Consider the following 26996-nt stretch of genomic DNA (forward strand, 5'->3'; position numbering starts at 1 on the left):
TAGAATGAGTCTTGAGTCCGTCCGCGCCTTCTTCGCCGACAAGGCGCCCGATATCACCGTGATCGAATCTGCCGTGAGTTCCGCGACCGTCGCGCTGGCGGCGGAAGCCTATGGCGTCGAGCCGGCGCGGATCGCCAAGACGCTGAGCCTGCGGGTCGGCGACCGCGTGGTGCTGATCGTCGCCGCCGGCACGTCGCGAATGGACAACAAGAAGGTGAAGGCCGTGTTCGGCGGCAAGCCGAAGATGCTCGGCCTCGAGGAGGTCGCCGACATCACCGGCCACGAAGTCGGCGGGGTCTGCCCGTTCGGACTGAAGTCGCCGCTGCCGGTCTATTGCGACGTGTCGCTGAAAGCATTCGACGTCGTGGTGCCGGCCGCGGGCTCGACGCACAGCGCGGTGCGCATCACGCCGGACCGGATGGCGGAATTGACATCGGCCGAATGGGTCGATGTCTGCGAGGTCCGGCCCCAGACGGAAGTCAGTCCCGCGCCCTAAAGCGCGATGAGATCGGGTTGAATCATCATCGCGCTTTAGCTGCTTGTTTGAGCATGATCTTTTCGGAAAACCGCTTCGCACTTTTCCGGATCATGCTCTAGTCTTCGTCATCATAGGGCGACCGCGGCGGAGTGACCGGGGCCGGCTGCATCTGCTGCGGCGCGCGCGGCCGCTGCTGCATCTGCGGCCGGGGTGCGCGCCCCTGGGTTTGCGCCTGTTGTTGCGCATTCGACTCGAACACCGCACGGCACGAACTGCCGAGCAGCGCCGTGTTCTGCCGCAGGCAGGCGACGATCCGGTTGGTGTCGGGAATCTGATCGCTGCACAAGCGCATTACGTCGGGCGTGCACGCCATCTGCTGTTCCCATGTGCCGCGATACTCCTGCGACAACGCAGGCGCCATAGCGCCAGCGCCGCCAATCGCCATCGCCAAGCTCAGCACAATCCGCTGCCTCTGCATGCCCAATGCCCTTGTTTGATTCGGTCCACGCACGCGCGGGTTCCGCACGGCGATTTGCGTCAACCTCGCAAATGAATGCGGCCAAGGATCGTTCGCACGGACAACTAAATGTGAAGGCCGATCGCGCCGGAACCAAGTTCCCGGCACCGGTCTTCGATCGATCCGAGACGACGTACTACGATCCGCGCTTCTTCCCCTTGGCGAAACGGCTGGCGAGGAAATCCGCGAGCACCTCGACGCGGGCGGGGCGCGGGCCGCCGGGCGGCGTGACCAGATGGACGGCGGCCTCGGGCTGCTTCCAGCCTTTCAGGATCACCTCGACCTCGCCGCGCGCGATCGCATCGCCGACGATGAAGTCCGGCAGATCGGCGATGCCGAGGCCGGCGAGCAGCGCCGGCATCACGGCCTCGCCATTGTTGACCCGCAGCTGGCCGGCCGGACGCACACTGGCCTGCTCGCCGGCCGCGTTGGTGTAGTGCCAGGCACCCTGGGTGGAGAGGTAGGCGTAGCCGAAGCATTTGTGCTCGGCGAGATGCATCGGATGGGTCGGCCGGCCGTAGCGCTTCAGGTAGGACGGCGCCGCCACCGTGTAGCGCGGCATGCCGCACAGCCGCCGGGCGATCAGCGAGGAATCCGGTAGCCGCGCGATGCGCAGGCCGGCGTCAAAGCCTTCGCCGATCAGATCGACGGTGGCGTCGCTCAGATGCAGATCGATCGCGACCTCCGGATAGGCCTCCATGAATTCCGGCAGCAGCGGCGCCACCGTCTTGATGCCGAAGCTCATCGGCACTGCGAGCCGCACCAGGCCGCGCGGCGTGGTCGATTGCGCCAGCGCCTCGTTCTCCGCGGCCTCACCATCGGCCAGCAGCCGCGCGGCGCGCTCCGACAATTTCTGGCCGGCATCCGTCAACGCCAGTCGCCGTGAGGTGCGGTTAAACAGCCGCGCCCCGAGCCGCTCCTCCAGTCGGCTGACCGCCTTCGACACCGTAGCCTTGGACAGCGAGAGCTCGGTCGCCGCCGCTGCAAACGACCGTAGTTCCACGACTTTTGCGAAGATCGCGAGCGCCTCGAAGTCCGGCAGTTTCGACATGGCCGCTGTCCCCGCTCATCCAATTTGGAAACAATGAGTTTCGATAGTTTCTATTTCTATACCACAGCCGGAGGCATATCCAAGTGCCATCAAAACCACTCGATGGAGAAATCCGATGACCAAGAAGCTCTCAGGCAAGGTTGCTCTCGTCACCGGCGGTTCGCGCGGCATCGGGGCCGCCAGCGCCCGTGCGCTCGCCGCGGAAGGTGCCAACGTCGCGATCAGCTATGTCGCCTCTCCCGAGAAGGCGGAAGCCGTCGTCGCCGAATTGAAGGGCAAGGGCGTCAATGCCCGCGCCTACAAGGCCGACCAGGCTTCGTCAGCCGACGTCGATCAGCTGGTGAAAAGTGTCGCCAAGGATTTTGGCCGGCTCGACATCCTGGTCAACAACGCTGGCGTCGCAACCGGCGGCGCGGTCGACGACCCGAAGGCCGACACCGCGACGCTTGCGCGCCAGGAAGCGATCAACGTCGATGGCGTGATCACCGCGATCCGCGCTGCATCGAAGCTGATGGTTGAAGGCGGGCGCATCGTCACCGTCGGCTCCATGCTGGCCGATCGCGCCTCGTTCCCGGGGCTTGCCGACTACGTCGCCAGCAAGGCGGCGGTCGTCGGCTACACCAAGGGCGCGGCGCGCGACCTCGGACCGCGCGGCATCACCGTGAATGTGGTGCAGCCCGGCTCGATCGACACCGATATGAACCCGAAGGACGGCGGCGAGTTTGCCGAGACGCAACGCTTGCAGCACGCACTGCAACGCTTCGGCCGCCCGGAGGAAGTCGCAGCCGGCGTCGTGTTCCTGGCAAGCCCGGAAGCCTCCTTCGTGACCGGCACCGTGCTCAACGTCGACGGCGGCTTCGGCGCCTGATCGCAACACCAACGCCGAGCGTGGACGCCCGGCTACCGCTCAACACCGACATCAAGGGGAATGACCATGATCGAACTGAAACCATTCGCAGAACTTGGCGGCGCCGACCACGGCTGGCTGAAGGCCAAGCACCACTTCTCGTTCGCGAGCTACTACGATCCCGCCAATGTCAACCACGGCGCGTTGCGGGTGTGGAACGACGACGAGATCGCACCCAACTCGGGCTTCCCGGCACATCCGCATGCCAACATGGAGATCATCACCTATGTCCGTGAAGGCGCGATCACGCATCAGGACTCGCTCGGCAACAAGGGACGCACCGAAGCCGGTGACGTGCAGGTGATGAGCGCCGGCAGCGGCATCCGCCACTCCGAGTACAATCTGGAGCCGTCCAAGACCAAGATCTTCCAGATCTGGATCGAGCCGACGACGAAGGGCGGTCACCCGACCTGGGGCTCCAAGCCGTTCCCGAAGGCGGACCGCTCCGGCAAGCTCGTCACCATCGCTTCCGGGATCGACGGCGACAATGATGCGCTGCCGATCCGCGCCAATGCGCGGGTGCTCGCCACCACGCTGAAGGCCGGCGAGAGCGCGGAATATTCCGCCGACAAGACCCGTCACCTCTATCTGGTGCCGGCGGCCGGCAGCGTCGAGGTCAACGGCGTCCGCGTCAATGCCCGCGACGGTGCTGCGATCCGCGACGAGGCCAAGCTGAAGATCACCGCGCTCGAGGATACCGAGCTCGTCCTGGTCGACGCGGCCTGATCACCTCACCTTGCATGCGCGGAAGAACATCCGCGCATGCCTCTCCCCCAACGCTTCTCCATCTACTCAACCAAGGAGGCCATCATGGCCAAGGTTCTCGTCCTCTATTACTCCGCCTACGGTCACATCGAAGCGATGGCGAATGCCGTCGCGGAAGGCGCCCGCGAAGCCGGTGCCACCGTCGACATCAAGCGCGTGCCCGAGCTGGTGCCGGCCGAAGTCGCGAAAGCCTCGCACTACAAGCTCGACCAGGCCGCGCCGATTGCCAAGATTGATGATCTCGCCAACTACGACGCCGTTATCGTCGGTACCGGCACCCGCTTCGGCCGGATGTCCTCGCAGATGGCCAACTTCCTCGACCAGGCCGGCGGCCTCTGGGCCAGGGGCGCGCTGAACGGCAAGGTCGGCGGTGCCTTCACCTCGAGCGCGACCCAGCATGGCGGCCAGGAGACTACGCTGTTCTCGATCATCACCAACCTGCTGCATTTCGGCATGACCGTAGTGGGGTTGAACTACGGCTTTGCCGGCCAGATGAAGCTCGAGGAGGTCACCGGCGGCGCACCCTATGGCGCTACCACCATCACCGGCGGCGACGGCAGCCGCCAGCCCGGCGAAAACGAACTCGCCGGCGCCCGTTACCAGGGCCGCGCGATCGCGGAGACGGCGAAGAAGCTGCATGGCTGAGCCAAGCGCCAAGTGGCACGGCTGATACAGCGTGCGAGGGACTGCATTGCTCGGTTGAAGGATGCCGTCCTGCCTAGTGTGGGCAAAGGCGCGAAGCGCCGTGCCCACCACTCAAAGTGTGCTGGCGATGGTGGGCATGCCAGCGCTTTGCCCACCCTCCACAACTACGACCGTAGCAATTCCGGAACTCAATCCTCTTCGCGCGTCGGCGTCGCCTTGCCGAGCGCCTGCTTCAGCCGGGCTGAGAGTCTAGGATAGTGACGCAGCGCCAGCACGGCGCGGTCGCGCAGCGCATGGGGCTGGCCGCGCCAGCTCAGGGCCGCGCCGAGATCGACTAGCGGCGTGCGCTGCGGTCCGAACCGCCGCTTGTAGCTGTAATTGCCGATCGAGAACTCGAACTCCCGCACACCGTCCTTGTGCAGCGCTGCGATGGTGCGGTCGATGATCAGCCGGCCCGGCGAGCACGCCGACCATTTCTCGCCGGCATTGCTGATGCGGATCATGACGTAGCGCGAACCGGTGCGGATGCCGAGCAGCGTCGCCACCACCGCGTCGCTCGTGGTGAGCGCGGTCATCACCGCATAGCCGCGGCCGCTGCCTTCGCGCACGAGGTCGCGATAGAAGGCGGTGCAGTCGGCATTGTCGAGCACGTAATTGAGGCCGAGACCGTTCAGCCGCGCGCCCTGCTGCACTTCCGTGCTGGACAGCAGCCGCAGCGCCTCCTCGGTATCCGCGGCAACCCTGAACGTCGCCGACGGTTCACGCGTGAATACGCGCCAGGTCCGTCCCAGCTCCTTGCGAACCTTGCGGTCCAGCCCGTCGCGCCAGGCGTCGTGATCGTCGCCGATGGTCAGGCAATTGCCGTTGACGACCGACGGTCCGACATCGTCGAGCCGTGCCAGCGGATTGGCACGGCTCGCGAGCTTGAGCGGCATCTTGCGAAAACGGACGAGATCGGCACCGCCGGGCGCCTGGCGCAGCGCGGCCTGCAGGTCGCGCCAGAACTGCCAAGCAGCGACGTCGTCGCGCGGTGCGGCCGGGCCGAGCAGCGGCGCGTTGAAATCGGTGAGGTTGAGATCGGCGAATTCGACGATGCGGAGGCCGCCCTGCCGATGCCGGATCAGCGGCAGCAGCGCAGCGCGTTCACCGGTTGCGGCATCGCCGACGACGGCGATCAGCGGCTCGACCCCGTCGGTCGACGCGAAGGCCCGGTACCACGACGCATACCATTGCGGATGCTGGAACGCGGTCAGCGGTTCGAATGCACCCCAGCGAGCGGCGGCCTGCGCCCAATCGGAAACCAGTTCGACGCGATAGCCGACCGCATAGCTAGCGACCCGCGCCCCGAATTTCTCAACCGCTGTCGTCAAGATCGTCATGTCAGCACCTGCAACCGGCAGCTCGCTCACGCGGCCTCCAACGCCGCCTTGGGCAAGTCGACGATCTTGCCGAGATCGCTTTCGTCGAGCCGGAAGTCGATCGGACGACGCACCGCGCGCTCGCGCTTCACCCATTTGCTGTCGCGCAGCAGCTTCTGCATCACCTGCTTGGCGAAGAAGGTCGGACCGCGCATGCTGCGGCTGCGCGGCGCATAGCCGAAGCGATGCCGCAGCATGCCGTTGGCGAGATGCAGGATCTGGGCGCGGCGGATGTCGTCGTTCACATAGGAGATCGTCATCGAGATATTGACGGTGTCGAGATTGTCGACGCGATGCGGCGCATTCAGCGGCCAGTTCAGCATCTGACCGGGCTCGAGATCGATCACCCGGGCGTGCCAGTCGTACCAGGGCTCGTAGGGGATAGCGACCTCGACATCGAACAGCGCGATGTTCTCGAGATGCTCGGGGCGGATGAACGGCTGCGTGTTGGGATAGACGTAGACCCGCTTGCGGCCGGAGATCTGGACCAGGCCCTGCCCCGGCAGATCGGCGTGGTAATCGACCTGCGCATCGGGCGAGGAAATCAGGATGCCGGCCCGATAGGTCGGCGCATCGAAGCCGGGGACCTTTTCTGCGATCTCACCGAACATCCGCTCGATCATGTCGCGATAGCGGCGATCGACCGCGGTGACGTTGCGCAGGTTGAGCCAAAGGCCGCCGCGCGAAATCGCCTCGATCACCTGGTGACCACGCAGCCTGCCGATCTCACCCTCGCGCCAGCCCCGGCTCGAGCCCTTGGCGCCGATCTTGACCAGGCTGTAATGCTCGCGCGGATAATGCTCGATCAGCTTAGCGAGATCGTCCATCGAGAACGCCGGCAGCTGGTGCATGGTGTGCTCGAGCCGGATCGGCTGATGGCTCCAGAGCCTCGAATGGTTGTCATCCCAATTCGCGAAGATCTTGCCTGTCGTCATGGTCGCGTTCCCGGCTGCTGCGCCGTTTCGCTTCATCCGATGTCCCGTTCCGGGACGAGCGGGCAGCTCTTGGGCAGGGATTGGCAAGAACGGTGCCGCCGCGTATGCGCGCGGGGCTACCAACGCTAACGTCTGGCCGATATGGCTAACCGCGACGTTTCCGGAGCCGGCCGCCGGAGCCGAGAGGACTGAATGAGTGAACCACGCCGATATGGTGCGCTGTTCCTCGGCGCCGGACCGCATATGCACCGCGGCGTCCGAAGGCCACCGATCGACAGCGCACCAGACGCAAGAAGGCCCGGCCGCGCCGCGACCGGGCCCCGCTCGAACGCGTACCGTCAGAGCGGCTTGATCTGGACCTTGCGGAACTTGACCACGCCGGACCCATATTGGAGTGCGATGTAGCCGCTCGCGTGCTTGGAGTCCTGCGCATCGACGGTCTTCTGACCGTTCAACGTCACGACGAAATGCGGCCCCTGCGCCGTGATCTCATAGACGTTCCACTTGCCGGCGGCCTTCGGCATCGGATCGACCTTGCCGACATCGACGATGGCGCCGGTACCGTAGGTCGGGTCCGGCCGCTTGTCGAAGATGTTGACCTCGTAGCAGACCTTGGAGTCGATCATCTTGTTGCCTTCGCAGCGGATGAAGACGCCGCTGTTAGCGTCCTCGTCGGTCCAGAACTCGGCACGGATCTGGAAGTCCTTGTATTGGGTCTTGCTGACGAGATAGGAGAGATCCTTGCCCTCGAGCTTGTCGGCGACCAGCGCGCCATCCTTCATCGCCCAATTGGCCTTGCCGACCTCGTCCCAGTCGCCCTTCTTGGAGCTGTCGAGCAGCGTGACCCAGCCGTCGTCTCCCGATGCGGTGGTCGAGAATTGCAGCGCGGCCGCACCGATCACGAGTCCCGCCGCCAGTATCGACAGTTGCTTCTTCAAGGTTATCCTCCCGTCTTTTGGTTGGCGCGCAACCTATCATCGCCTGCGGCCGCGTAAATCGTTTTTCATGTTGCAACTGCGTTGTGTCACGAACCGTTGTCGCAATCTTGAGGTCAGACATGCACGGAGGCGTCTTGCCCGGCGCAAGCCGGCGCGATTAGCATCATGCGGCATACGGGCGCGGCAGTTGCCCGAGAAAACCGATCTGGGAGCATCCGATGACGGCGTCGAACCGATCCTGGCGATATCTGATGATGCCGCTGGCCTTTGCCGGCATGCTGAGCGTCAGCTCCGCGGCCGAGCTCAATCCGGCCGCCGTCACCTACAAGCTGCCGGACCAGATTCCCTGGAGCCCGGTCGACGCGCGCGGCGCGCAGAACGCCGTCGTGGTCGGCGACCCCTCGAAGCCCGGCTTCTACATGGTCTACACCAAATGGACCAAGGGCAATCACTTCAGCCATCCGCACTTCCATCCCAACGACCGCTACATCGTCGTGCTCAAGGGCACCTGGTGGGTCGGATCGGGCCCGAAGTTCGATCCCGATCACGGCACGGTGGCGATGCCGGCCGGAAGCTTCGTCACCCATTTCGGCAAACAGGTGCACTGGGATGGCGCCAAGGATGAGGATGCCGTGCTGCTGATCATGGGCGAAGGCCCGGCCACCGCCACCAACGTCGAGGAGAAGTAGCCGGAAGCCGATCGCAACCTTCGTCTCCATGCGGCGTTTCATCCCCTCATCATCATGACGAGGAGATAACCATGGCAACAGCAGCCGATATTCGGGAACATATGGACGTGATCTCGTCGGACAAGAAGACGGTCGGCAAGGTCGACCACATGGAAGGTACCGACAAGATCAAGCTGACCAAGCAGAGCTCGCCCGACGGCCAGCACCATCATTTCATTCCGCTGTCCTGGGTCGACCATGTCGACCAGCACGTCCACCTCAACAAATCGGGCTCCGACGTGACCGCTCATTGGCAGCATGGCCGCCAATAGCCGCATTGCGTGAGGTGGGTGCGATGCTATCATCGCCCTGAGGAAGGGCTTTCGATGCATCCCGCCGCTAAACTGCAATTCGCCCGCATAGCCGACGAGTTCGCGCGATGGCGTGCCATTCCGGAACCGGAGCGGCCGCCGGCGCCGGCGTGGTGGTGGGGACCGGCCTTCGAGCTGCGCGATGCCGCCGGCCCGCTGTCGTCCCATCGCTGTCGTCAGCTCCAGCTGCCCGACGGCGCGAGCTTTGCCGACGGCACGCGTGTGCTGCGCCAGACGCTGGCCGGCCAGACCGTGCTGCCGTGGCCCTATGATTTCTCGCGCAAGGTGGCATCGACCGATTCCGACGTCCGCGACCTGCCGGTGCAGCCGTCAGACGACAGCGCGTTTCCGCCCTAGCTCCGGCCCGGCCGCGCCGATCGCCGCATCGTCCAGCGCCGGCTGCAACGGAGGCGACGTCGGTGCCGTCGTCAACAACTCGGCGAGGTCCCGCGGCGGCAACGGCCGGCTGAACAGGAAGCCCTGCATCTCGTCGCAGGCATGCGCGCGCAGGAACTCCTGCTGCTCGGAGGTCTCGACGCCCTCGGCGACGATGGTCATGCCGAGCGCCTTGCCCATGCTGATGATCGCCTGCGCGATCGCGACGTCCTCGGAATCATTGGGCAGGTCGCGCACGAAGGAGCGATCGATCTTGATGGTGTCGATCGGGAACTGCTTCATCAGCGACATCGACGAATAGCCGGTGCCGAAATCGTCGATCGCGAGGCGAATGCCGCGGTTCTGGATAGCGTCGAGCACACGGACCGCGCGCGTCACGTTGCGCATCACCATGCTTTCGGTGACCTCGAGCTGCAGCAACGCCGGCGACATGCCGCTCGCCGCCAGCGCCTCGTCGATGTCGTCGAGCAGATTGGGATCGCCGAACTGCCGCGGCGACAGGTTGACCGCCATCGTCACCGGCTTGAGGCCGCGATGCTGCCACGCCATGTTCTGCGCGCAGGCTTCCTTCAGCACCCAGCGGCCGATCGGCACGATCAGGCCGATTTCCTCGGCGAGCGGAATGAACTGACCCGGCGAGACCTTGCCGAGCTCGGGGTGGGTCCAGCGCAACAGCGCCTCGACACCGCTGATCTGCCCGCTCGCCATGTCGACCTTGGGCTGATAGTCGAGCGAGAACTGGTTGCGCTCCAGCGCGCGGCGCAGCGCGCTCTCCATCGTCAGGCGCTCGATCGACTGCGCCCTCACCTCATTGGAGAAGAACCGGAAGCCGTTCTTGCCGTCCTCCTTGGCGAGATACATCGCCATGTCGGCATTCTTGGTCAGCGTCTGCACGTCGGAGCCGTCGGCAGGATACATCGCGATCCCGATCGAGGCCGTGGTGTGGCACTCGTGTCCACTGATCTGCAGCGGCTGGCTGAGCGAAACCAGCAGATCGCCGGCAATCCGCTCGACGTCGTCACGTTCGGCGGTTTCCTCGAGGATGACCACGAACTCGTCGCCACCGAGCCGCGCCACCACGTCGCTCGCACGCAACGAACCACGCAGCCGCTCGGCGATCGCCACCAGCAGCATGTCGCCGGCATCGTGACCGAGCGAGTCGTTGATGATCTTGAAACGGTCGAGATCGATGAACAGCACCGCGAGTTGCCGTCGATGGCGATCCGCCGCCGAGATCGCGTGACGCAGCATCTCGTTGAACGTCTCGCGGTTCGGCAGGTTGGTCAGGCTGTCATGCGAGGCAAGATATTCGATCCGCTCGTCGGCCTTGTGCTTCTCGTCGGCGCGGTCGAAGCTCTCGAGTGCGAACGCCAGATTGTCGGCGAGCCGCTGCAGCAGCTCGGCGAATTCCGGCGTGAAGGTGTCCTTCTCGGTCGCGACGAAGATCATGACCCCGACCACCCATCCGCTGACGATCAGCGGGAACGAGGCACCGGACTGCGTGCCGTCGAGACGCGCGCGTTCATGGAACGCTGCGGTCTCGGTATCGGCAAAATAATCGTTGATGATGCAGGCCTTGCCGGACCGGAACGCCCTGCCGCAGGCGCCGCGCCCTTCGGGATGCGCCTCGCTGATCGAGAGCGTCACCTGGCTTGCGCCGTCCGCCGCCGGACCCGCGATCGCGACGATCCGCAGATAATCGCTTCCCTGCTGCGCCAGCGCGATGGTGGTCGAGGTGAACCTGCCGCCGGTCGCCGCCGCCTCGCAGACCAGCTGATACAATTCGGTGCGGGACTTCGCCCGCATGATCGCCTCATTGGTCGCGCTCAGCGCCGCGAACATCCGCGACAGCCGCTCCTTCTGCTCATCGGCCCGCGCCTTCTCGTCGGCGCGGTCGAAATTGGCGAGCGCAAACGAGACGTTTTCGGCGAGCCGCTGCAACAGCGCCATCATCTCCGGACTGAATGTGCCGAACTCGGCGGAGAGAAACACCAGTGCCCCGATCGCCTCGCCGTTCTTGAGCAGCGGCAGCGCCGCGCCGGACTTGCTGCCGCTGTCGCGGACGACCGGATAGACATGCGATTCAGGGCCGAAGTCGCTGAGATAATCGTTGCTGATGCAGGGCCTGCGGGTCCGGATCGCAACGCCGGTCAGCGTCTGCCCTTCGGGGCGCGTCGGATCGGCCGACAGCTGGACCTCGCGGGCCCGTACCCGGTCGGGACCCGAGGCTGCCACATTGTCCAGGAAGACTTGGCCGGGACGGACCAGCCTGATCGTCGCCGAGATGAACTGGCCGCCGACAGCCGCGGCATCGCAGACCAGATCGAACAGCTCGCTGCGGGATTTCGCCCGCATGATCGCCTCGTTGGTGGCGCTCAGCGCCGCGAACATCCGTCGCAGCCGCTCCTTCTGCTCTTCGGTCCTCGCCTTCTCGTCGGCACGATCGAAACTGCCGAGCGCGTAGGAGACGTTGTCGGCGAGCCGCTGCAGCAGCTCGGCGAATTCGGCCGAGAAAGTGTTGCGCTTCGCCGAGATGAACAGCATCACGCCGACCGGCTCGTCGTCGACGATCAGCGGAAACGCCGCACCCGATCGCGCATCCTCGCGGTCGATCACGTCGCGGAACGGGCTGTTGACGACGTCGCCGAAAAAATCATTGTTGATGCAGGCGCGCCGGGAGCGGAACGCCCGGCCGCAGACCCCGCGCCCCTCGGGGCGCGCCTCGCTGCGCGAGACGTTGAGGCGGCGCGCATTCTCCGCGGTCGGACCGGCGACCGCCATCATCTCCAGGAAATCGTCGCCGGGTTTCGCGATCAGGATGCTGGTGGAATTGAACCCGCCGCCATGGGCAGCGGCGGCGCAGACCAGCTCAAACATCTCGAGCCGCGACCGTGCGCGCATGATCGCCTCGTTGGTCGCGCTCAAGGCCGCGAACATCCGTGACAGTCGTTCGCGCTCGGCATCGGCCCTGGCTTTCTCGGTGGCGCGGCCGAAATTGTCGAGCGCGACCGAGACATTCTCGGCAATCCCCGCCAGCAGCGCGATGATCTCTTCGTCGCGCGCCCAGGAATTGCCGATGAAGAAGATCAGGACGCCGACGCTCCGGCCGAACCGGGTGAGCGGCAGCGCGACGCAGGCCATCAGGCCGCTGCCACGCGCGGGCGCCTGCGACGGGTCCGCCGACATGGGAATATCGTGCTCGATGCACGGCCGCTGGGTCCGGAACGCCTCGCCGCAGATGCCCTTGCCGTAAACGCTGTCCGGATCGGTGGAGAAGCGCGTCTGGGTGATCAGTTCGAGCGCCTCGCCGGTGCCGGCGACGGGCTCAAACCAGTGCGTATCGGGCTCGGCCAGCAACACCACCGTGGCGAAGGATTTCCCGCTGAACACCGCGGCATCGCAAACCCGCTGATAGAGGTCGTGCTCGGTCTTGGCGCGAAGGATCGCCTCGTTGGTTGCGCTGATCGCACCGAACATGCGGTTGAGCCGGCGCATCGCCCGCTCGCCGCTCTTGCGCGACGCCTCATGGTCGAAATTGTCGAGCGCGTAGGACACGTTCGCCGCGATGCGCCCCAGCAGCGAGACGATCTCCTCGCTGAGCGAATTGACCTCCCGCCGCGTCACCATGAAGACGCCGACGCTGCGCCCGCCACAGACCAGCGGCATCGCCGCAGCCGCGCCGACGCCGCCCGCCGCGGCACCGCTTCGCCAAGCGGCCGAACGGGGATCGTTGACATAGTCATTGCTGACGCAGGCGTTCTGATCGCGAAACGCGCGCCCTGCGACGCCTTCGCCTTCCGGCAAATTGGCGATCGCGGAAATGGTGATGCTGCGCAGACGCGCGACGTCCTCGCCGCAACCAGCGGCGAAGGTCAACAGACCGGTATCCGGCTCCAGCAAGAACACGGTCGTGGCCAGGAAGCTCCCGCTCGAGAACGCGGCTTCGCAGACCTTCCCGTACAGCTCTTCTGGTGATTTCGCGTACAGGATCGCTTCGTTGGTGGCATTCAACGCCGCGAATGTACGCCCGATGCTCGACTGCACGATTCCTGAAGGCCCCGGGGCCACCCCTTTCACACTGGAGCGGAACATTGCCCGCGATAGGCCTAAGTGGTGGTTAGCGTATCCGGCAGTTGCACGACAAAGTAAACGGCTCACGAACACGGAAGGCGATTTTCCGGGATATTACGGACGCCGATGTGCCAGCCTGAGGCGGAGCGCCGAGCGGCGCTGCTGGCCGCGCCGCCGGAGCCGCGAAATTCCGTATCGCGACCGCGGCCGTTCCGCTCGGTGAAACCAGGGCCGCCAGCACCCTGCTGGCGGTATGGCGGACCGGATTTTCCGCCCTTGCTCGCCTCTCGGTGCTTTGAGAGCATGAGCCCGACAACCGCAAGCAAGACCCGCGCATCACGCGGGCCAACCGCGAGGAAAATCCCATGCCGATCGTCCAGGCCGACCGTCTCACGCGCATCGGCACGGCTCTCCTGCGCGGCGCCGGCGCATCGGAGGAGGAGGCAAGCGCCGTCGCCTCCGGCTGCGTCAACGCCAACCTCGCCGGCCACGACTCGCACGGCGTGATCGCGATCCCGACCTATATCGACCGGATCAAGGCCGGCCACATCGTGCCCGGCGCGAAATGGACCGTCGTGCAGGAAACGCCGACCACGACCGTGATCGACGGCCATTGGGGTTTCGGCTTCCACGTCAACGCCAAGGCGATGGAGATGACCATCAACAAGGCGAAGACCGCCAACGTCGCGGCCTGCACCGTGTTCCGCCAGAGCCATGTCGGGCGTCTCGCGCACTATCCGATGATGGCGATGCGCGAGGGCATGATCGGGATCGCGGCCGCGGATTCCGGCCGCTCGCCGAAGCATGTTGCGCCGTTCGGCGGCCGCGAGGCCCGGCTCGGCACCAACCCGCTGTCGATCGCGGTGCCGTCCGATCTCGAGGCGCCGTTCTATCTCGACATGGCGACCTCGGCGGTCGCCGCCGGCAAGATCCAGCTCGCGGTGGCGCGCGGCGAGCAGATCCCGAAGGGCTGGATCATCGATGCCGAGGGGCGCGACACCACCGATCCCAGGGATTACCGCAAGGGCGGCGCGCTGCTGCCGCTCGGCGGCAGCGAGGGCTACAAGGGCTCGGGGCTCGCCGCGATGGTCGAGGTGTTGTGCGGTCTCCTGACCGGGCTCGGCTTCGGCGTCGAGCCGACCGGCCGGCATAATGACGGCTGCTTCATGGCGGTGTTCAACGTCGCCGCGTTCCGCCCCTTGCAGGATTTCAAGAAGGAAGTTGCCGACTTCGCCCGCTACCTGAAATCGACGCCGCCCTCGGAAGGGAGCCGCGGTGTGTTCTACCCCGGCGAGGTCGAGCATCTGCGCGAAGTCGAGCGTCGCAAGAACGGCATCGAGATCGAGGATGCGACCTGGGACAAGCTTAAGGCACTCGCCGCCGACTACAAGCTGACCGACCAGCTCGGCCTGCGCTGACATATCCGCACGGAGGAGAACGACATGACACGGCAAATGGCGCTGGTTGGCTTCTTGCAGGCGCAGAACTGCACCAACCTGCCGAGTTCCTGGCGCCACCCGGAGTCGCGCGATGACTCGATGTCCGCGGATTACTACCAGGAGATCGCGCGCATCCTGGAGCGCGGCAAGTTCCACATGGCGTTCTTCGACGACCGCCTCGCAATGCCCGACCGCTACGGCAACGATCACGCCCACACCGTCGAATACGGCATCCGCTGCGTGAAGATGGACCCGATCGTGGTGCTGACCACGATGGGCATGGTCACCACCAGGCTCGGCCTCGCCTCGACCGCGTCGACCACCTATTTCGAGCCGTTCGACGTCGCCCGCCGCTTTGCCACGCTCGACCTGATGACCGGCGGCCGGGCCGCCTGGAACGTGGTGACCTCGGTCAATGACGGCGAAGCGCTCAACATGGGCCGCGAACAGCATCTCGAGCACGATCACCGCTATGATCGCGCCGACGAGTTCATGGAAGTGGTGCTCGGCCATTGGGACAGCTGGGAAGACGGCTCGCTGGTGATCGACAAGGCAAGCGGGCGCTTCGCCGATCCGACAAAGGTGAAACGGCTCGACCACAAGGGCGCGTTCTTCACCTCGCGCGGCCCGTTCACGGTGCCGCGCTCGGCACAGGGCCATCCCGTCGTGATCCAGGCCGGCGCGTCCGGCCGCGGCCAGCGCTTTGCCGGACGCTGGGGTGAAGTGATCTTCACCGCGGCCCGCAATCTCGCCAATGCCAAGCAGGGCTATGACGCGATCCGGGGCGAAGCCGCCAAGGCCGGCCGCGATCCCGACCAGATGTTCCTCTGCAACCTGATCACGCCGGTCACCGGCGCGACCAAGACCGAGGCCGAGGACCGGATGGCGGTGATCCAGAAGCTGCCGCTCGAGATCGACGCGCTGTCGCTGCTCGCCGAAGGCCTCAACTTCGATTTCGGCGCCAAGGGCATCGACGAGCCGCTGACGACGGAGGAATTGCAGGGCATGCAAGGCATGCTCGGCATCCGGGACGGCGTGCTGCGCACCTCGGGTAAGACCAATCCCTCGACCCGCGACTTCATCACCTTCTCCGGCCGAGGTCAGGTGCAGGACGCGATGGTCGGCGGCCCCAAGGAGATCGCCGACCGGCTGGAGGAAATGTTCATCAATCGCGGCTGCGATGGTTTTGTGGTCGCGGCGAGCTACGTGCCGGGCTCCTACGCCGACTTCGTCGACCATGTGGTGCCCGAGTTGCAGAAGCGCGGGCTCTTTCACAAAGATTACGCCGGCACGACGCTGCGGGAAAATCTCGGGCTCAAGCGTCCCGCCGCGGGCGCCTGGAAGACCCGCGCACAGGCTGCGGAATAGAGGGACATCATCATGCGCTGGCTGAAATTCACCGCCGCGGGCAATACCGCGAGCGCTCCTTCTTGGGGCCTCGTCGAAGGCGACACCGTCATCACAGTCAACGGCGATCCCTTTGGCGAATGGAGCAGGACGTCGAAGACCCACGCCTTGAAGGACGTCAAGATCGAGCTGCCGCTGATCCCGCGCACCTTCTATTGCGTCGGGCTGAATTATCTGAAGCACCTCAAGGAAGCCGCCGACAAGGCCGGCACGGTGCCGAACGTCCCCGATCGTCCCGAGATCGGCTACCGCGCCCAGAACGCACTGATCGCCCATGACGAGGACGTCGTGATCCCGGCGAGCGCGACCGAGAAGATCCACTACGAGGGCGAGCTCGTCGTCGTGATCGGCAAGAAAGTCAAGCACCTCACCGAAGCGAACGCGATGGACTGCGTGTTCGGCTACACCATCGGCAACGACGTCTCCGAGCGCAGCTGGCAGAAGGCGGACCGCAGCCTGTGGCGCTCGAAGAACGCCGACACCTTCAAGCCGATGGGCCCGTGGATCGAGACAGATGTCGACCTCGACGGCATGGAGACCGCGATCCGCGTCAACGGCAAGGAGACCGGCCGCTTCCACACCAATGAGATGATCTTCGGCATCGTGCCCTTCCTGGTCGAGCTGACCAAATATTTCACCCTGTCGCCGGGCGACGTGATCTGGATGGGCACCGACGGCGCCTCGCCTGACCTGAAGGACGGCGACGTGGTCGAGATCGACATCACCGGGATCGGGACATTGCGGAACAGGTTCGTGAAGGAGAAGGCGTGAGCGCCGCCCCTTCCCGTCATCCTGAGGAGCCGCGTAGCGGCGTCTCGAAGCATGAACGGCTCAGCTGGTGGCCGTCGGCTCTTCGAGACGGCCGCTGCGCGATCTGCTCAGGGTGACGGTGATGGAGCCCAAATACGGGTTTCTCTCCGTTCGTCGTCCCTGCGATCAACGCACGTGGGATGAGAACCGCCCGAGCACGCGCTTGAGCGGCTTGGCGCGATGGTACACGAGCGAAATCAGCGATCCGGCCAGCGAACGGGACGATGTGAAATTCTGCAACCCGGTTTCCTCGACACGAAACTGCGACTTGTAACCCGTATTTCCGAGACCCATGTCGAGCCGGCGCAGGCCTTGATCGAACCGCAACTTGATCACGCGATAGATCAGCTGCATGCCGATCGAGAATTTGCCGAACCGCTGAATGTCGGAGCCGATCAGGACGGCATGAAACTCGTCTTCGCAGGCCGGCCCGAACAGGGCAGCGACCGGCTCGCCATTGAGATAGCTGACATAGGTGATCGCCTCGCCGGACTCGATTCCCGCGACGGCGATGTCGCAATAGAATTGTTCGTAGATGGGATTGTCGAGAAAATCGCCTTCAAACCGGCCGTCCCGTGCAGATTTGAGAAACCTGAACGCGTCGCGAATTTCGGCCTCGGTCCGCGCCGGGCGATGTTCGTACGGACCGAACTCGCGTTCGATCTGCCTGGCCAGCCGTCGCAGCTCCTTGGAGTATTTCTTGCTGATCGTCTGGCGCTGCCACACCTCGAAATCGGTGCCGGTCTCGCTGTGATAGGCCGCGTTCTCGTTGCGGCTTGCGACCGTTTTCCTGAACAGTCTGCGGGCGTCGAAACCATCATCGCGGACCTTGCGGAACATCAGCACGTCGGCAACGTCGAGCAACCGGTCGATCCGGTCGACAACGGACGGATCAGCGGCCAGCATCTCCAGGGTCGCCGGATCCGCGATGATGGCGTTGTAGTCGCAGACGCCGAAATCGGCAGGCAGCAGCATCGACAATCCCGCCGACCGTTGCAGGACCAGCGGAATGACCGCAAGCAGCGTGCGGTCGAGATTGCGGATCGTGAGCGTGTACTGCTTCGCCGCGAGATGCGGCATCAGCTTTCGGTGGACGGCATCGAGCCATGACGGCGCCTGAAACACCGTCGCACGCTCGAGATTGTGAAAGGCGCGATACTCGGCCGAACGGAAATCGAACTCGGGTTCGATGCCGATATGCAGGTCGATCGGATACGGGCTTCTGTTTGGCGCCAACATCTGAAGCGTCTCTCGGATACGGCCGGCAACGGCTCATCACAGCGCGCGAATTCCATTTTCGCTTTCGGGCGCAATCCGGAAATCCCGGCTTTTGACGACGTCGCCCTCGATCTGCCGGCCCATCTTCTTCCAGATCATGGCCGCGGTGGCCTTTGGATAGACGTGCAACCCGTGATCGCGCGTCGACGTGTTGCGCAATCCGAGCGTCCGGCGCAGCACGCCGTTTCCGTAATGCACCGCATAGGCATTCCAGGTCGATCGCGTCCAGTGCTCCATGGTGACGGAGATGTTAAGGCAATCGTGGTTCTCGACCTTGTGCGGTGCGTAGAGCGGCCATGTCAGCATCTCGCCCGGATGCAGGTCGAACACGGTCGCGAACTCGTCGAACCAACTCCGGTAAGGTACGTCTTCGTTGGTCTCGCGCAGCAGGATCTTCTCGACGTTTTCCGGCGGCATGAAGACGTCCGAGCGCGGATAAATGAACACGCGCTTGACACCCGAGATCTGCCAGAGCGACTGCCCCTGAATGTCGGCGTGATAGGGCACCTTCGCATTCGGCGACGACACCAGCACGCCAAGGGTCCGCTTGAAGGTTTTGAAGCCGCTCATCCGCGCTTCAAATTCGGAGAATATCTGATTGAGCAGCTCGTTGTATTCGGGCGCCCAGTCCATGACGCGGCGGATGTTCATCCAGATGCGCCCCTTCTCGATCGCTTCAATCGCCTGAAGCCCCGAGCTGCCGCCGAGTTCGCCATAGATGCGCTTCGGCGTATCGCCATCGAAGCTGACGGACTCAAGCCCGAGATGCGATTTCGGGCAGCGCTCGATCAGCTTGCCGATGCTTTCCCGTGAGAACAATTCGCTCTCGGCCAGACGATGCCGAAGCTTGATGGCGTGCAAGCCGAACAGACGCTCATGTTGAGCCTGCCAATCGACGACGATATCGCGCTGCATACTTACCGAATTCATTTTCGACGCTCCCCGCCGGACGAACTGCCGAACTCCCGGTCTTCTCGATGGTACTTCTCTAGGTACTTCTCGATGGTCCACATGAGGTACGTGGTGTTGCGATCGCGTTAAATAGGACAAATTGTTGCAAACGCAGTCGAGGTTAACACGACATCGCCTCAACCATCGCGCAAACGGCGCAACGCTTTTCGCGTCCGGTTCCGGGTCATTCGAATTTTATGCAATTTGCTAAGAGTCTAGAGAAGCCTTGCCCCGGGCCGACGCTTCACGTGATCGATGAACGCCCGCAGCTTCGGCATGATCTGGCGGTGGCCGGGATAATAGAGGAACACGCCGGGCGTCGTCGGCGCGAATTGATCCAGCACGCGGACGAGCCTTTTCTCCTTCACGGCGCCCGTGATCAGTGGTGCCGGCACTTGCGCCAGACCCACGCCTTCGACCGCCGCGCCGACCAGCGTGGGGAAATCATGGCCGATGAACGAGCCGGATACCGCGAGCTCGATCGACCGGCCATTGTCGTTCAAAGACCACGGCGCGAGCCCGCCATTCGATCGCCGCAGCCTGAGGCAAGCATGCGCGCGCAGATCGTCCGGACGCTTGGGGCGGCCGCGCCGCGCGAGGTAATCCGGGCTGCCGACGATCGCGAACGGGAACGGCTTGGTCAGGCGCACTGCGACCATGTCCGGGTTGATGAACTGGCCCATCCGGATGCCGGCATCGAAACCGCCGGCAGCGAGGTCGACCAGCTCCTCGCTGGCGGCGAGCTCGACCTCGATCTCGGGATAGGCCTTGCAGAACGAGGCGATCAACGGCTCCAGCAGGATCGGCACCACCGAGCGCGGCACGGTGAGGCGCAACAGCCCGGCCGGCTTCTGCCCGAGCGCGCGCGCTGCGCCGCTCGCGGCCACCAGTTCCTCGAACGCCGGCCTTGCGCGCGCCAGAAATCGCTCGCCGGCCTCGGTCAGCCCGACGCTGCGGGTGGTGCGGATGAACAGCACGGCGCCGAGCCGCGCCTCGAGCGCGCGCACCGCCTGGCTGATCGCCGACGGCGTCACCCCGAGCTCGGTCGCCGCGCGGCGAAAGCTGCGGTGCTGGGCGACGGCCAGAAACGCCTCGACGCCGTCGAGCGCGCCCTGCCGGACTGTGAAGCTCTGCTTCATGGCCTGTGAACATTATCGCGAATAGTCGCGCACGGGAAGCAGCCCTACATCGAAGCCGCAAGCAGCGCGATATGCGCTGATCCACGCGACATCACGACGGTGTCGCGAGCGGAGACACGCGACCGATGAAGGCAATCCATCACTGCCTCCTGGCTCTCACCCTCACTTTGACAGGCGCCACCATCATGACCGCTCCATCTTCCGCCCAGACACAAGCTCAAGCCGTCTCCCCCATAACCACCGGTGTGATGGTCATCCTGACCGTCAAGGCCGGCGTCACCCGCGATCAGGTGATGGCCGTGATGCCGGACGAAATCCGCCAGACCGTGCAGCTCTATCTCAATGGCAAGGTGCGCGAATGGTACTCGCGGTCCGACGGGCGCGGCGTCGTCTTCCTGCTCGACGCCAAGGATACGTCCGAGGCCCACGCGATCATGGAAGGCCTGCCATTGTCCAAACTCGACATCATGGACCACGACTACATCGCGGTCGGCCCGCTGCTGCCGCTCCGCCTGCTGTTGGCCAAGCCCTGAACGCCTCGCCGAGGTCGAGCCCGATCGTCGGGTTCGACCTCCTCGACCCCGATCGACAATCAGAAGGGAGCCGACCATGCCAGTCAGTCTCAACGTCCCATTCCTGCTCAGCGTCGCCGGCGCATTCCTGACCAGTGCGGTGGTGGCCATGACCTATGTCTGGCCGGCGCTCCGCACCTGGCCGCGCCACGAGGCGCTGCGGCTGCTTGCAGCGTTCCATGCCTTCCGGTTTCTCGGGATGAACTTCCTGGTCACCGGCTTCGTGTCGCCGGAGGTAAACCCGGTGTTTGCCGGCGCGGTCGGCTGGGGCGATCTGACCGCCGCAGTTCTCGCGCTGCTCGCGATGGCGGCACTTTCGTGGCGCTGGCCGATCGCTACCCCGATCGTCTGGCTGTTCAACATCTGGGGCGCGCTGGATCTTCTCAACGCCTACTTCATGGGCGCGACGAAGAACGCCGATCCCGGCCTGTTCGGCGCCGGCATCTATATCCCGGCGCTCTACGTGCCGCTGCTGCTGGTGAGCCATGTCATGATCTTCATGCTCCTGATGCAGACCAAATCGGCTGAGGCGTAGAGGTCTATCCTTCGTCCTTCCGGGGCTCGCGCAGCGAGAGCCCGGAATCCATAGGGCCGCATGGCATATGGAGCAATGGATTCCGGGCTCGTGCTGCGCACGCCCCGGAACGACGAGAGAGAGAGACGCGCGCACCTCGAACGACGAACTAGAACGGCAGCGCCACGCCGGTCTTGATTTCCTTCAGGATCACGTTGGTGCGGACATGGCGGATGCCGGGGATGCGGAACATGAACTCGTCCAGGAATCTATTGTAATCGTCCATGTCGCGCACGACGACGCGCAGATGATAGTCGGCGTCGCCGGTTGTCGCGAAGCATTCCAGCACCTCGCGGCGCTGCATCACCCGCGCGACGAACTCATCGACGAATTTGACGTCGTGTCGCTCCAGCGACACGTGCAGGATCGCCGAGGTGGCGAAGCCGGCGCGCTCGCGCGCCACCAGCGCCGAGTAGCCCGAGATGACGCCGGTCTCCTCCAGCGCACGGACCCGGCGCCAGCACGCCGAGGTCGACATCCCCACGGTTTCCGCAAGCTGCTGGTTGGTGGCGCGGCCATCCCTTTGCAGCTCGGCGAGAATTCGTTCGTCTTGCTCTTCGACCATTGCAGAACTCCGATTGGTAGATTTTACCAAATCGCACGATGATGGGCAATATTATACCGAAATCTCCCTCGCAAACGGATAGATAGGTAAGACCTACCAGCCCCGCAGGCATAGCCTCGTCCAATCAGACATCGCGATTCCACGAGGGACCGGTCATGGGCCAGATGCCGCTGCTCGACGCCTACCAGCTGTCGGCGCGCTACAGCCGGGAGCGCGGTCGCGTCTTCCTCACCGGCACGCAGGCGATCGTCCGCATCGCGCTGGACCAAATCAGGCGCGACCGCGCCGCGGGGCTCAACACCGCGGGCTTCATCTCCGGCTATCGCGGCTCGCCGCTCGGCGGCGTCGATCTCGAACTGTGGAAGATCAAGCAACAGCTGAAAGACAGCCGCATCGAATTCCTGCCTGCGGTCAACGAGGACCTCGCGGCGACCGCGGTGCTCGGCTCGCAGCAGGTCGAGACGCAGAGGGATCGTGAGGTCGATGGCGTGTTCGGTCTCTGGTACGGCAAGGGCCCCGGCGTCGATCGCTCCGGCGATGCGCTGAAGCACGGCAATGCCTACGGTTCCTCGCCGCATGGCGGCGTGCTGGTCGTCGCCGGCGACGATCATGGCTGCGTGTCATCCTCGATGCCGCATCAATCCGACGTCGCCTTCATGAGTTGGTTCATGCCGACGCTGCATCCGGCCGATGTCGGCGAGTATCTCGCGTTCGGCGAATACGGCTACGCGCTCAGTCGATTCTCCGGCATGTGGGTCGGCTTCAAGGCGATTTCGGAGATCGTCGAATCCGGCGCCTCGGTCGAGCTGCCCGCCCCACGCCGTTTCATCCAGCCGGATTTCGTGTCGCCGCCCGGCGGCCTGCATTATCGCTGGCCGGACCTGCCGGGCCCGCAGATCGAGGAGCGGCTGGAAGCGAAGAAGCACGCGGTCTACGCCTTCGCCAAGGCCAACCCGATCGACCGCCGCATCTACGACATCAAGGACGCGCGCTACGGCATCGTCACCACGGGCAAGGCGCATCTCGACCTGATGGAGGCGCTGCGGCTGGTCGGGCTGGATGAAGCCGCCTGCCGCCGCTTCGGCATCGACATCTACAAGGTCGGCATGGTGTGGCCGCTCGCGCTGCACGACGCGATGGAATTCGTGAAGGGCAAGCGCGAGATCCTGGTGGTCGAGGAGAAGCGCGGCATCATCGAGAGCCAATTCAAGGAATATTTCTACGACTATCCCGGCGCCAAGCCGGAACGCATGGTCGGCAAGCATGACGAAACCGGCGCACGGCTGATCTCCTGGACCGGCGAATTGTCGCCGCGCATGCTGGCGGACGTGCTGGCGCGGCGGCTCGACCCGATGTTTCCGGAGCTGCGGTTGGCACAACGCGTCGCTGCGCTCAGGCCCGAGCAGGACCGCACCATCGCAGTCCCCGGCGCGACGCGCACCCCGTATTTCTGCTCGGGCTGCCCGCACAACATTTCGACAAAAGTGCCCGACGGCTCCAAGGCATTGGCCGGCATCGGCTGCCACTTCATGGCGAGCTGGATGGACCGCGAAACCTCGTCGCTGATCCAGATGGGCGGCGAAGGCGTCAACTGGGCGGCCTCGTCGAAATTCACCGGCAACCGCCATGTGTTCCAGAATCTCGGCGAAGGCACCTATTATCACTCCGGTTCGATGGCGATCCGGCAGGCGATCGCGGCCAACGCCAACATCACCTACAAGATCCTGTTCAATGACGCGGTCGCGATGACCGGCGGCCAGCCGGTCGACGGCCCGGTCAGCGTGCAGGCGATCGCCCACTCGGTCCGCGCCGAAGGTGTAACGCGCATTGCGCTGGTGTCCGATGATCCCACACATTTCTCGCCGGCGGATTTGCCGGTCGGCGTCACCATCCATCCGCGCGAGGAGATAGATGCCGTGCAGCGCGAGCTGCGCGAGATTTCAGGCGTCACCGTGCTGATCTATCAGCAGACCTGCGCCACCGAGAAGCGGCGGCGGCGTAAGCGCGGCACGATCGAAGATCCGGCCCGCTTCGCCTACATCAACGACCTCGTCTGCGAGGGCTGCGGCGACTGCTCGGTGGAATCGAACTGCCTCAGCGTCGAGCCGACAGAGACGCCATTCGGCCGCAAGCGCAAGATCAACCTCTCGACCTGCAACAAGGATTTCTCCTGTCTCAACGGCTTCTGCCCGAGTTTTGTCACCATCGAGGGCGGCAAGCGCCGGGCGAGGAGCGCAAGCGCGATCGATCCGCTGGCGCGCGCGGCAACGCTGCCGGCGCCGGAGCTTGCGACACTCGACGAGCCCTATGATCTGCTGGTCACCGGCGTCGGCGGCACCGGCGTGATCACCGTCGGCGCGCTGATCGCAATGGCGGCGCATCTCGAGGGCCGCGGCGTCTCGGTGCTCGACTTCACCGGCTTTGCGCAGAAGTTCGGTCCGGTGCTGAGCTTCCTGCGACTGGCGGCTAGGCCCGACGCACTGCATCAGGTGCGGATCGACCAGGGCGCGGCCGATGCACTGATCGGCTGCGATCTGGTGGTGAGCTCGTCGGCGAAGGCGTCGGGCACTTACCGCAAAGGCATGCGCGCCGCGGTCAACGCCGCGGAGATGCCGACCGGCGACGTGGTGCGCTTCCGCGATGCCGACCTCGCCTCGCCGGTTCGCTTGCGCGCCATCGAGCGGGTGATTGGATTGGGCAATCTCACCACGATCGATGCCAATGCACTGGCCGAACGGCTGCTCGGCGACAGCGTGTATGCCAACATCATGATGCTCGGCTTTGCCTGGCAGCAGGGCCTGGTGCCGGTGTCGCTGGAGGCCTTGTTGCGCGCGATCGAGCTGAATGGCGTCGAGATCGAGCGCAACAAGCAGGCGCTGGCCTGGGGCCGGCTCGCTTTTGCCGATCCGGATTTTCTACCAAAGGCCGACGGTGCTGCGGCCAATGCGCCGGAGACGCTGGAGCAGATAATCGCGCGCCGCGCCGATTTCCTCACCGGCTATCAGGACGCAGCCTACGCGGCACGCTACCGCGCCACGGTCGATCGCGTCCGCCGCGCCGAAGCGGCGCTCGGCAGCGAGACATTGACCGACGCCGTGGCGCGGTCGCTGTTCAAGCTGATGGCCTACAAGGACGAATACGAGGTGGCGCGCCTGCATATGCAGACCGGCTTCCTCGATGAGCTCAAGCGCGAGTTCGATGGCGACTTCACGGTCCGGTACCATCTCGCACCGCCATTCCTCCCGGCGCGGCAGGATGCACGCGGACGGCCGAGGAAGCGCGCGTTCGGGCAATGGATCCAGACGCCGCTGCGGCTGCTCGCGGGGCTGAAAGGACTGCGCGGCACGCCGTTCGACGTGTTCGGTACCACCCGCGGAGCGCCGCGCCGAGCGCGAGCTGATCGGCTGGTATGAGGCCCTGATCGACACGCTGCTCGGCAAGCTCGATGCGGCACGCCTGCCCGATCTCACAGCGATCGCAAAAGCGCCGATGGAGATCCGCGGCTACGGGCCGGTGAAGGACACCGCGATCGCAAAGGCCAAGGCGGAGGTGGCGCGGCTGACGGCGCTCCTTACCTCCGCCCCGTCAGGTACACACGACGGCTCAGGCCGCCGCGCCGCGCTTGGCGGGTGAGATCACGCCGACCACGACGGTTGCCAGCACCGCCACCACGATGTTGAGCAGCAGCGCGCCAAGGCCGACATAGAAGGTGTAGCTGTTCTCGCCGAGCGAGATGCTGGCCAGCGGCTTCAGCCCGTTGCTCCATGCCGTATAGGTCCCCCAGCCGATGGCGACGGCCCAGCCGAGCAGCAGGCCTTCGGCGCGGAACCAGACCGTGAACAAGCCGAACACCAGCGCCGGCAACGTCTGCACGATCCAGAGGCCGCCGAGCAGTTGCAGGTCGAGCGCATATTGCGTCGGCAGGAACAGGATGAAGGCAAGCGCGCCGACCTTCACCACCAGCGAGGTGATCTTGGCCACCGACGCTTCACCGGCGTGCGAGATGTCCGGGTTGACGTAGGACTTCCAGACATTGCGGGTGAACAGATTGGCGGCGCCGATGCTCATCACCGCCGCCGGCACCAGCGCGCCGATCGCAATCGCCGAGAACGCAAATCCCGCGAACCATTCCGGGAACAGTGTCTTGAACAGCATCGGCACCACGTCGTTCGGCGACGTCACCTTGATGCCCGCGGCATAGGCCATGTAGCCGAGCAGCGCGATCAGGCCGAGCAGCAGCGTATAGGCGGGCAGCAGGATCGCGTTCTTGCGGATCGTATCCGCCGACTTCGAGGCGAAGATGCCCGTCAGCGTATGCGGATACATGAAGGCGGCGAGCGCCGAGCCGAGCGCCAGCGTCGCATAAGGCAGATACTGGGCGGGCTTCAACGTCAGCCCGGTGGCACCGCCCTTCGCGGTGAAGGCGTCGTTGGCCGCGGAGAACACCGCGCCGTAGCCGCCGAGCTTCGCGGGCACCACGACCACCGCCGTCAGCACCACGATGTAGATCATGATGTCCTTGACGAAGGCGATCAGCGCCGGGGCACGCAGGCCGGAGCTATAGGTATAAAGCGCGAGGATCACGAAGGCGGCGATGATCGGCAGTTCGCCGGTCAGACCCATCGCCTTGATCACGACCTCCATGCCGATCAGCTGCAACGCGATATAGGGCATGGTCGCGACCAAGCCGGTCAGCGCCACCGCGAGCTCGAGCGCGCGCGAGCCATAGGCGCCGTGGACGACGTCGGCGGCGGTGACATAGCCGTTGGCATGCGCCTTCTTCCACAGCACCGGCATCACGGCGAACACGAAGGGATAGACGATGATGGTGTAGGGCAGCGCGAAGAAGCCATAGGCGCCGACCGCGTAGACCAGCGCCGGCACCGCGATCACGGTGTAGGCGGTGTAGAAATCGCCGCCGACCAGGAACCAGGTGATCCAGGTGCCGAACTGACGGCCGCCGAGCCCCCATTCGTCGAGATGCTCGCTGACCGGGCCGGATTTCCAGCGTGCGGCGAAGAAGCCCATCACGGTGACGAGCGCGAAGAAGAAGACGAAGACGGAGAGCGCCACCCAGGCGATATGATCGGTCATGGCTCTC

23 protein-coding genes and 1 pseudogene are annotated in these 26996 nt (G+C 64.9%); 13 read left to right on the forward strand and 11 right to left on the reverse strand.

Going from position 1 to position 26996, the window contains the following annotated elements; all coding sequences use genetic code 11:
- The first annotated feature begins 4 nt into the window (after window positions 1–4).
- The gene (locus ACVINW_RS04620) at window positions 5–496 is read left to right on the forward strand and encodes a YbaK/EbsC family protein (RefSeq protein ID WP_456750212.1); all 492 of its coding nucleotides are present in this window, start codon (window positions 5–7) and stop codon (window positions 494–496) included.
- A 97-nt stretch (window positions 497–593) separates the two neighbouring features.
- Here the strand turns inward: ACVINW_RS04620 and ACVINW_RS04625 are convergent, their stop codons facing one another.
- Both ACVINW_RS04625 and ACVINW_RS04630 read right to left on the reverse strand, forming a co-directional pair.
- On the reverse strand, window positions 594–956 hold the full coding sequence (locus tag ACVINW_RS04625) for a hypothetical protein (RefSeq protein WP_456750213.1): 363 nt from the start codon (window positions 954–956) through the stop codon (window positions 594–596).
- Window positions 957–1131: 175 nt separating this feature from the next.
- Window positions 1132–2046 carry a LysR family transcriptional regulator gene (locus ACVINW_RS04630; RefSeq protein WP_456750214.1) on the reverse strand — a complete coding sequence of 305 codons (915 nt, stop codon included), beginning with the start codon at window positions 2044–2046 and terminating at the stop codon, window positions 1132–1134.
- Between the two features lie 115 nt (window positions 2047–2161).
- Here ACVINW_RS04630 and ACVINW_RS04635 point away from each other — a divergent pair, with 115 nt between their 5' ends.
- The 3 genes from ACVINW_RS04635 (at window position 2162) to wrbA (ending at window position 4363) form a co-directional block, all read left to right on the forward strand.
- Window positions 2162–2914, forward strand: a complete 753-nt coding sequence (locus tag ACVINW_RS04635; protein ID WP_456750215.1) for an SDR family NAD(P)-dependent oxidoreductase — start codon at window positions 2162–2164, stop codon at window positions 2912–2914.
- Window positions 2915–2980: 66 nt separating this feature from the next.
- On the forward strand, window positions 2981–3679 hold the full coding sequence (locus ACVINW_RS04640) for a pirin family protein (protein ID WP_456750216.1): 699 nt from the start codon (window positions 2981–2983) through the stop codon (window positions 3677–3679).
- Window positions 3680–3763: 84 nt separating this feature from the next.
- Window positions 3764–4363 (forward strand): NAD(P)H:quinone oxidoreductase, encoded by a 600-nt coding sequence (gene wrbA / locus ACVINW_RS04645; RefSeq protein WP_456750217.1) that lies wholly within the window; start codon window positions 3764–3766, stop codon window positions 4361–4363.
- A gap of 188 nt (window positions 4364–4551) precedes the next feature.
- On the opposite strand, the gene ACVINW_RS04650 is transcribed toward wrbA, so the two are convergent.
- The 3 genes from ACVINW_RS04650 to ACVINW_RS04660 form a co-directional block, all read right to left on the reverse strand.
- The gene (locus ACVINW_RS04650) at window positions 4552–5742 is read right to left on the reverse strand and encodes a GNAT family N-acetyltransferase (protein ID WP_456750218.1); all 1191 of its coding nucleotides are present in this window, start codon (window positions 5740–5742) and stop codon (window positions 4552–4554) included.
- 26 nt (window positions 5743–5768) lie between these two features.
- A complete protein-coding gene (locus ACVINW_RS04655) occupies window positions 5769–6716 on the reverse strand; it encodes a hypothetical protein (protein ID WP_456750219.1) in 948 nt (315 codons plus the stop codon).
- A 338-nt stretch (window positions 6717–7054) separates the two neighbouring features.
- Window positions 7055–7654 carry a 3-keto-disaccharide hydrolase gene (locus tag ACVINW_RS04660; RefSeq protein ID WP_456750220.1) on the reverse strand — a complete coding sequence of 200 codons (600 nt, stop codon included), beginning with the start codon at window positions 7652–7654 and terminating at the stop codon, window positions 7055–7057.
- A gap of 218 nt (window positions 7655–7872) precedes the next feature.
- On the opposite strand from ACVINW_RS04660, the gene ACVINW_RS04665 reads away from it, so the two are divergent.
- The 3 genes from ACVINW_RS04665 to ACVINW_RS04675 all read left to right on the forward strand — a co-directional run bounded on the left by ACVINW_RS04665 (window position 7873) and on the right by ACVINW_RS04675 (window position 9050).
- Window positions 7873–8343, forward strand: a complete 471-nt coding sequence (locus ACVINW_RS04665; RefSeq protein ID WP_456750221.1) for a cupin domain-containing protein — start codon at window positions 7873–7875, stop codon at window positions 8341–8343.
- Between the two features lie 71 nt (window positions 8344–8414).
- Entirely contained in the window at window positions 8415–8654 is a 240-nt protein-coding gene (locus ACVINW_RS04670) for a DUF2171 domain-containing protein (RefSeq protein ID WP_050403738.1), read from the forward strand.
- Window positions 8655–8708: 54 nt separating this feature from the next.
- On the forward strand, window positions 8709–9050 hold the full coding sequence (locus ACVINW_RS04675) for a hypothetical protein (RefSeq protein WP_456750222.1): 342 nt from the start codon (window positions 8709–8711) through the stop codon (window positions 9048–9050).
- Here the strand turns inward: ACVINW_RS04675 and ACVINW_RS04680 are convergent.
- Window positions 9024–13133, reverse strand: a complete 4110-nt coding sequence (locus tag ACVINW_RS04680) for a bifunctional diguanylate cyclase/phosphodiesterase (RefSeq protein ID WP_456750223.1) — start codon at window positions 13131–13133, stop codon at window positions 9024–9026. The genes ACVINW_RS04675 and ACVINW_RS04680 overlap by 27 nt on opposite strands.
- Window positions 13134–13525: 392 nt before the next feature.
- Here ACVINW_RS04680 and ACVINW_RS04685 point away from each other — a divergent pair, with 392 nt between their 5' ends.
- The 3 genes from ACVINW_RS04685 to ACVINW_RS04695 are packed head-to-tail and all read left to right on the forward strand — an operon-like array spanning window position 13526 to window position 16777.
- Window positions 13526–14578, forward strand: a complete 1053-nt coding sequence (locus ACVINW_RS04685) for an Ldh family oxidoreductase (protein WP_456750224.1) — start codon at window positions 13526–13528, stop codon at window positions 14576–14578.
- 24 nt (window positions 14579–14602) lie between these two features.
- Window positions 14603–15967: an LLM class flavin-dependent oxidoreductase gene (locus ACVINW_RS04690; protein ID WP_456750225.1), complete on the forward strand. Its 1365-nt coding sequence runs from the start codon at window positions 14603–14605 to the stop codon at window positions 15965–15967.
- 12 nt (window positions 15968–15979) lie between these two features.
- A complete protein-coding gene (locus tag ACVINW_RS04695; RefSeq protein WP_456750226.1) occupies window positions 15980–16777 on the forward strand; it encodes a fumarylacetoacetate hydrolase family protein in 798 nt (265 codons plus the stop codon).
- 165 nt (window positions 16778–16942) lie between these two features.
- Here ACVINW_RS04695 and ACVINW_RS04700 read toward each other — a convergent pair whose 3' ends face one another.
- From ACVINW_RS04700 to ACVINW_RS04710, 3 genes are all read right to left on the reverse strand, one after another.
- Window positions 16943–18055: a GNAT family N-acetyltransferase gene (locus ACVINW_RS04700; protein WP_456750227.1), complete on the reverse strand. Its 1113-nt coding sequence runs from the start codon at window positions 18053–18055 to the stop codon at window positions 16943–16945.
- A 36-nt stretch (window positions 18056–18091) separates the two neighbouring features.
- Window positions 18092–19024, reverse strand: coding sequence for a hypothetical protein (locus tag ACVINW_RS04705; protein ID WP_456750228.1), 933 nt, complete (start codon window positions 19022–19024; stop codon window positions 18092–18094).
- A 236-nt stretch (window positions 19025–19260) separates the two neighbouring features.
- Window positions 19261–20184 (reverse strand): LysR family transcriptional regulator, encoded by a 924-nt coding sequence (locus ACVINW_RS04710; RefSeq protein ID WP_456750229.1) that lies wholly within the window; start codon window positions 20182–20184, stop codon window positions 19261–19263.
- A 125-nt stretch (window positions 20185–20309) separates the two neighbouring features.
- On the opposite strand from ACVINW_RS04710, the gene ACVINW_RS04715 reads away from it, so the two are divergent.
- Both ACVINW_RS04715 and ACVINW_RS04720 read left to right on the forward strand, forming a co-directional pair.
- Window positions 20310–20717, forward strand: coding sequence for a hypothetical protein (locus ACVINW_RS04715; protein WP_456750230.1), 408 nt, complete (start codon window positions 20310–20312; stop codon window positions 20715–20717).
- Between the two features lie 76 nt (window positions 20718–20793).
- Window positions 20794–21291, forward strand: coding sequence for a hypothetical protein (locus ACVINW_RS04720; protein ID WP_456750231.1), 498 nt, complete (start codon window positions 20794–20796; stop codon window positions 21289–21291).
- Window positions 21292–21439: 148 nt separating this feature from the next.
- Here ACVINW_RS04720 and ACVINW_RS04725 read toward each other — a convergent pair whose 3' ends face one another.
- Window positions 21440–21895: an Lrp/AsnC family transcriptional regulator gene (locus ACVINW_RS04725; RefSeq protein ID WP_456750232.1), complete on the reverse strand. Its 456-nt coding sequence runs from the start codon at window positions 21893–21895 to the stop codon at window positions 21440–21442.
- 155 nt (window positions 21896–22050) lie between these two features.
- On the opposite strand from ACVINW_RS04725, the pseudogene ACVINW_RS04730 reads away from it, so the two are divergent.
- Window positions 22051–25528: pseudogene (locus tag ACVINW_RS04730) on the forward strand (indolepyruvate ferredoxin oxidoreductase family protein).
- On the opposite strand, the gene mctP reads toward ACVINW_RS04730, so the two are convergent.
- On the reverse strand, window positions 25499–26989 hold the full coding sequence (mctP, locus tag ACVINW_RS04735) for a monocarboxylate uptake permease MctP (RefSeq protein WP_456750233.1): 1491 nt from the start codon (window positions 26987–26989) through the stop codon (window positions 25499–25501). The pseudogene ACVINW_RS04730 and the gene mctP overlap by 30 nt on opposite strands.
- Between the last annotated feature and the right edge of the window lie 7 nt (window positions 26990–26996).

This window comes from Bradyrhizobium sp. USDA 4461 (assembly GCF_054055655.1).

What these genes read in the sequence shown, in the direction of transcription:
- ACVINW_RS04630 (WP_456750214.1), bottom strand. Translation starts at nt 2,046, where the DNA reads ATGTCGAAACTGCCGGACTTCGAGGCGCTCGCGATCTTCGCAAAAGTC.
- ACVINW_RS04655 (WP_456750219.1), bottom strand. Translation starts at nt 6,716, where the DNA reads ATGACGACAGGCAAGATCTTCGCGAATTGGGATGACAACCATTCGAGG.
- ACVINW_RS04710 (WP_456750229.1), bottom strand. Translation starts at nt 20,184, where the DNA reads ATGAAGCAGAGCTTCACAGTCCGGCAGGGCGCGCTCGACGGCGTCGAG.
- ACVINW_RS04695 (WP_456750226.1), top strand. Translation starts at nt 15,980, where the DNA reads ATGCGCTGGCTGAAATTCACCGCCGCGGGCAATACCGCGAGCGCTCCT.
- ACVINW_RS04690 (WP_456750225.1), top strand. Translation starts at nt 14,603, where the DNA reads ATGACACGGCAAATGGCGCTGGTTGGCTTCTTGCAGGCGCAGAACTGC.
- ACVINW_RS04665 (WP_456750221.1), top strand. Translation starts at nt 7,873, where the DNA reads ATGACGGCGTCGAACCGATCCTGGCGATATCTGATGATGCCGCTGGCC.
- ACVINW_RS04625 (WP_456750213.1), bottom strand. Translation starts at nt 956, where the DNA reads ATGCAGAGGCAGCGGATTGTGCTGAGCTTGGCGATGGCGATTGGCGGC.
- ACVINW_RS04650 (WP_456750218.1), bottom strand. Translation starts at nt 5,742, where the DNA reads ATGACGATCTTGACGACAGCGGTTGAGAAATTCGGGGCGCGGGTCGCT.
- mctP (WP_456750233.1), bottom strand. Translation starts at nt 26,989, where the DNA reads ATGACCGATCATATCGCCTGGGTGGCGCTCTCCGTCTTCGTCTTCTTC.
- wrbA (WP_456750217.1), top strand. Translation starts at nt 3,764, where the DNA reads ATGGCCAAGGTTCTCGTCCTCTATTACTCCGCCTACGGTCACATCGAA.
- ACVINW_RS04720 (WP_456750231.1), top strand. Translation starts at nt 20,794, where the DNA reads ATGCCAGTCAGTCTCAACGTCCCATTCCTGCTCAGCGTCGCCGGCGCA.
- ACVINW_RS04640 (WP_456750216.1), top strand. Translation starts at nt 2,981, where the DNA reads ATGATCGAACTGAAACCATTCGCAGAACTTGGCGGCGCCGACCACGGC.
- ACVINW_RS04725 (WP_456750232.1), bottom strand. Translation starts at nt 21,895, where the DNA reads ATGGTCGAAGAGCAAGACGAACGAATTCTCGCCGAGCTGCAAAGGGAT.
- ACVINW_RS04620 (WP_456750212.1), top strand. Translation starts at nt 5, where the DNA reads ATGAGTCTTGAGTCCGTCCGCGCCTTCTTCGCCGACAAGGCGCCCGAT.
- ACVINW_RS04715 (WP_456750230.1), top strand. Translation starts at nt 20,310, where the DNA reads ATGAAGGCAATCCATCACTGCCTCCTGGCTCTCACCCTCACTTTGACA.
- ACVINW_RS04705 (WP_456750228.1), bottom strand. Translation starts at nt 19,024, where the DNA reads ATGAATTCGGTAAGTATGCAGCGCGATATCGTCGTCGATTGGCAGGCT.
- ACVINW_RS04670 (WP_050403738.1), top strand. Translation starts at nt 8,415, where the DNA reads ATGGCAACAGCAGCCGATATTCGGGAACATATGGACGTGATCTCGTCG.
- ACVINW_RS04675 (WP_456750222.1), top strand. Translation starts at nt 8,709, where the DNA reads ATGCATCCCGCCGCTAAACTGCAATTCGCCCGCATAGCCGACGAGTTC.
- ACVINW_RS04635 (WP_456750215.1), top strand. Translation starts at nt 2,162, where the DNA reads ATGACCAAGAAGCTCTCAGGCAAGGTTGCTCTCGTCACCGGCGGTTCG.
- ACVINW_RS04685 (WP_456750224.1), top strand. Translation starts at nt 13,526, where the DNA reads ATGCCGATCGTCCAGGCCGACCGTCTCACGCGCATCGGCACGGCTCTC.
- ACVINW_RS04700 (WP_456750227.1), bottom strand. Translation starts at nt 18,055, where the DNA reads ATGTTGGCGCCAAACAGAAGCCCGTATCCGATCGACCTGCATATCGGC.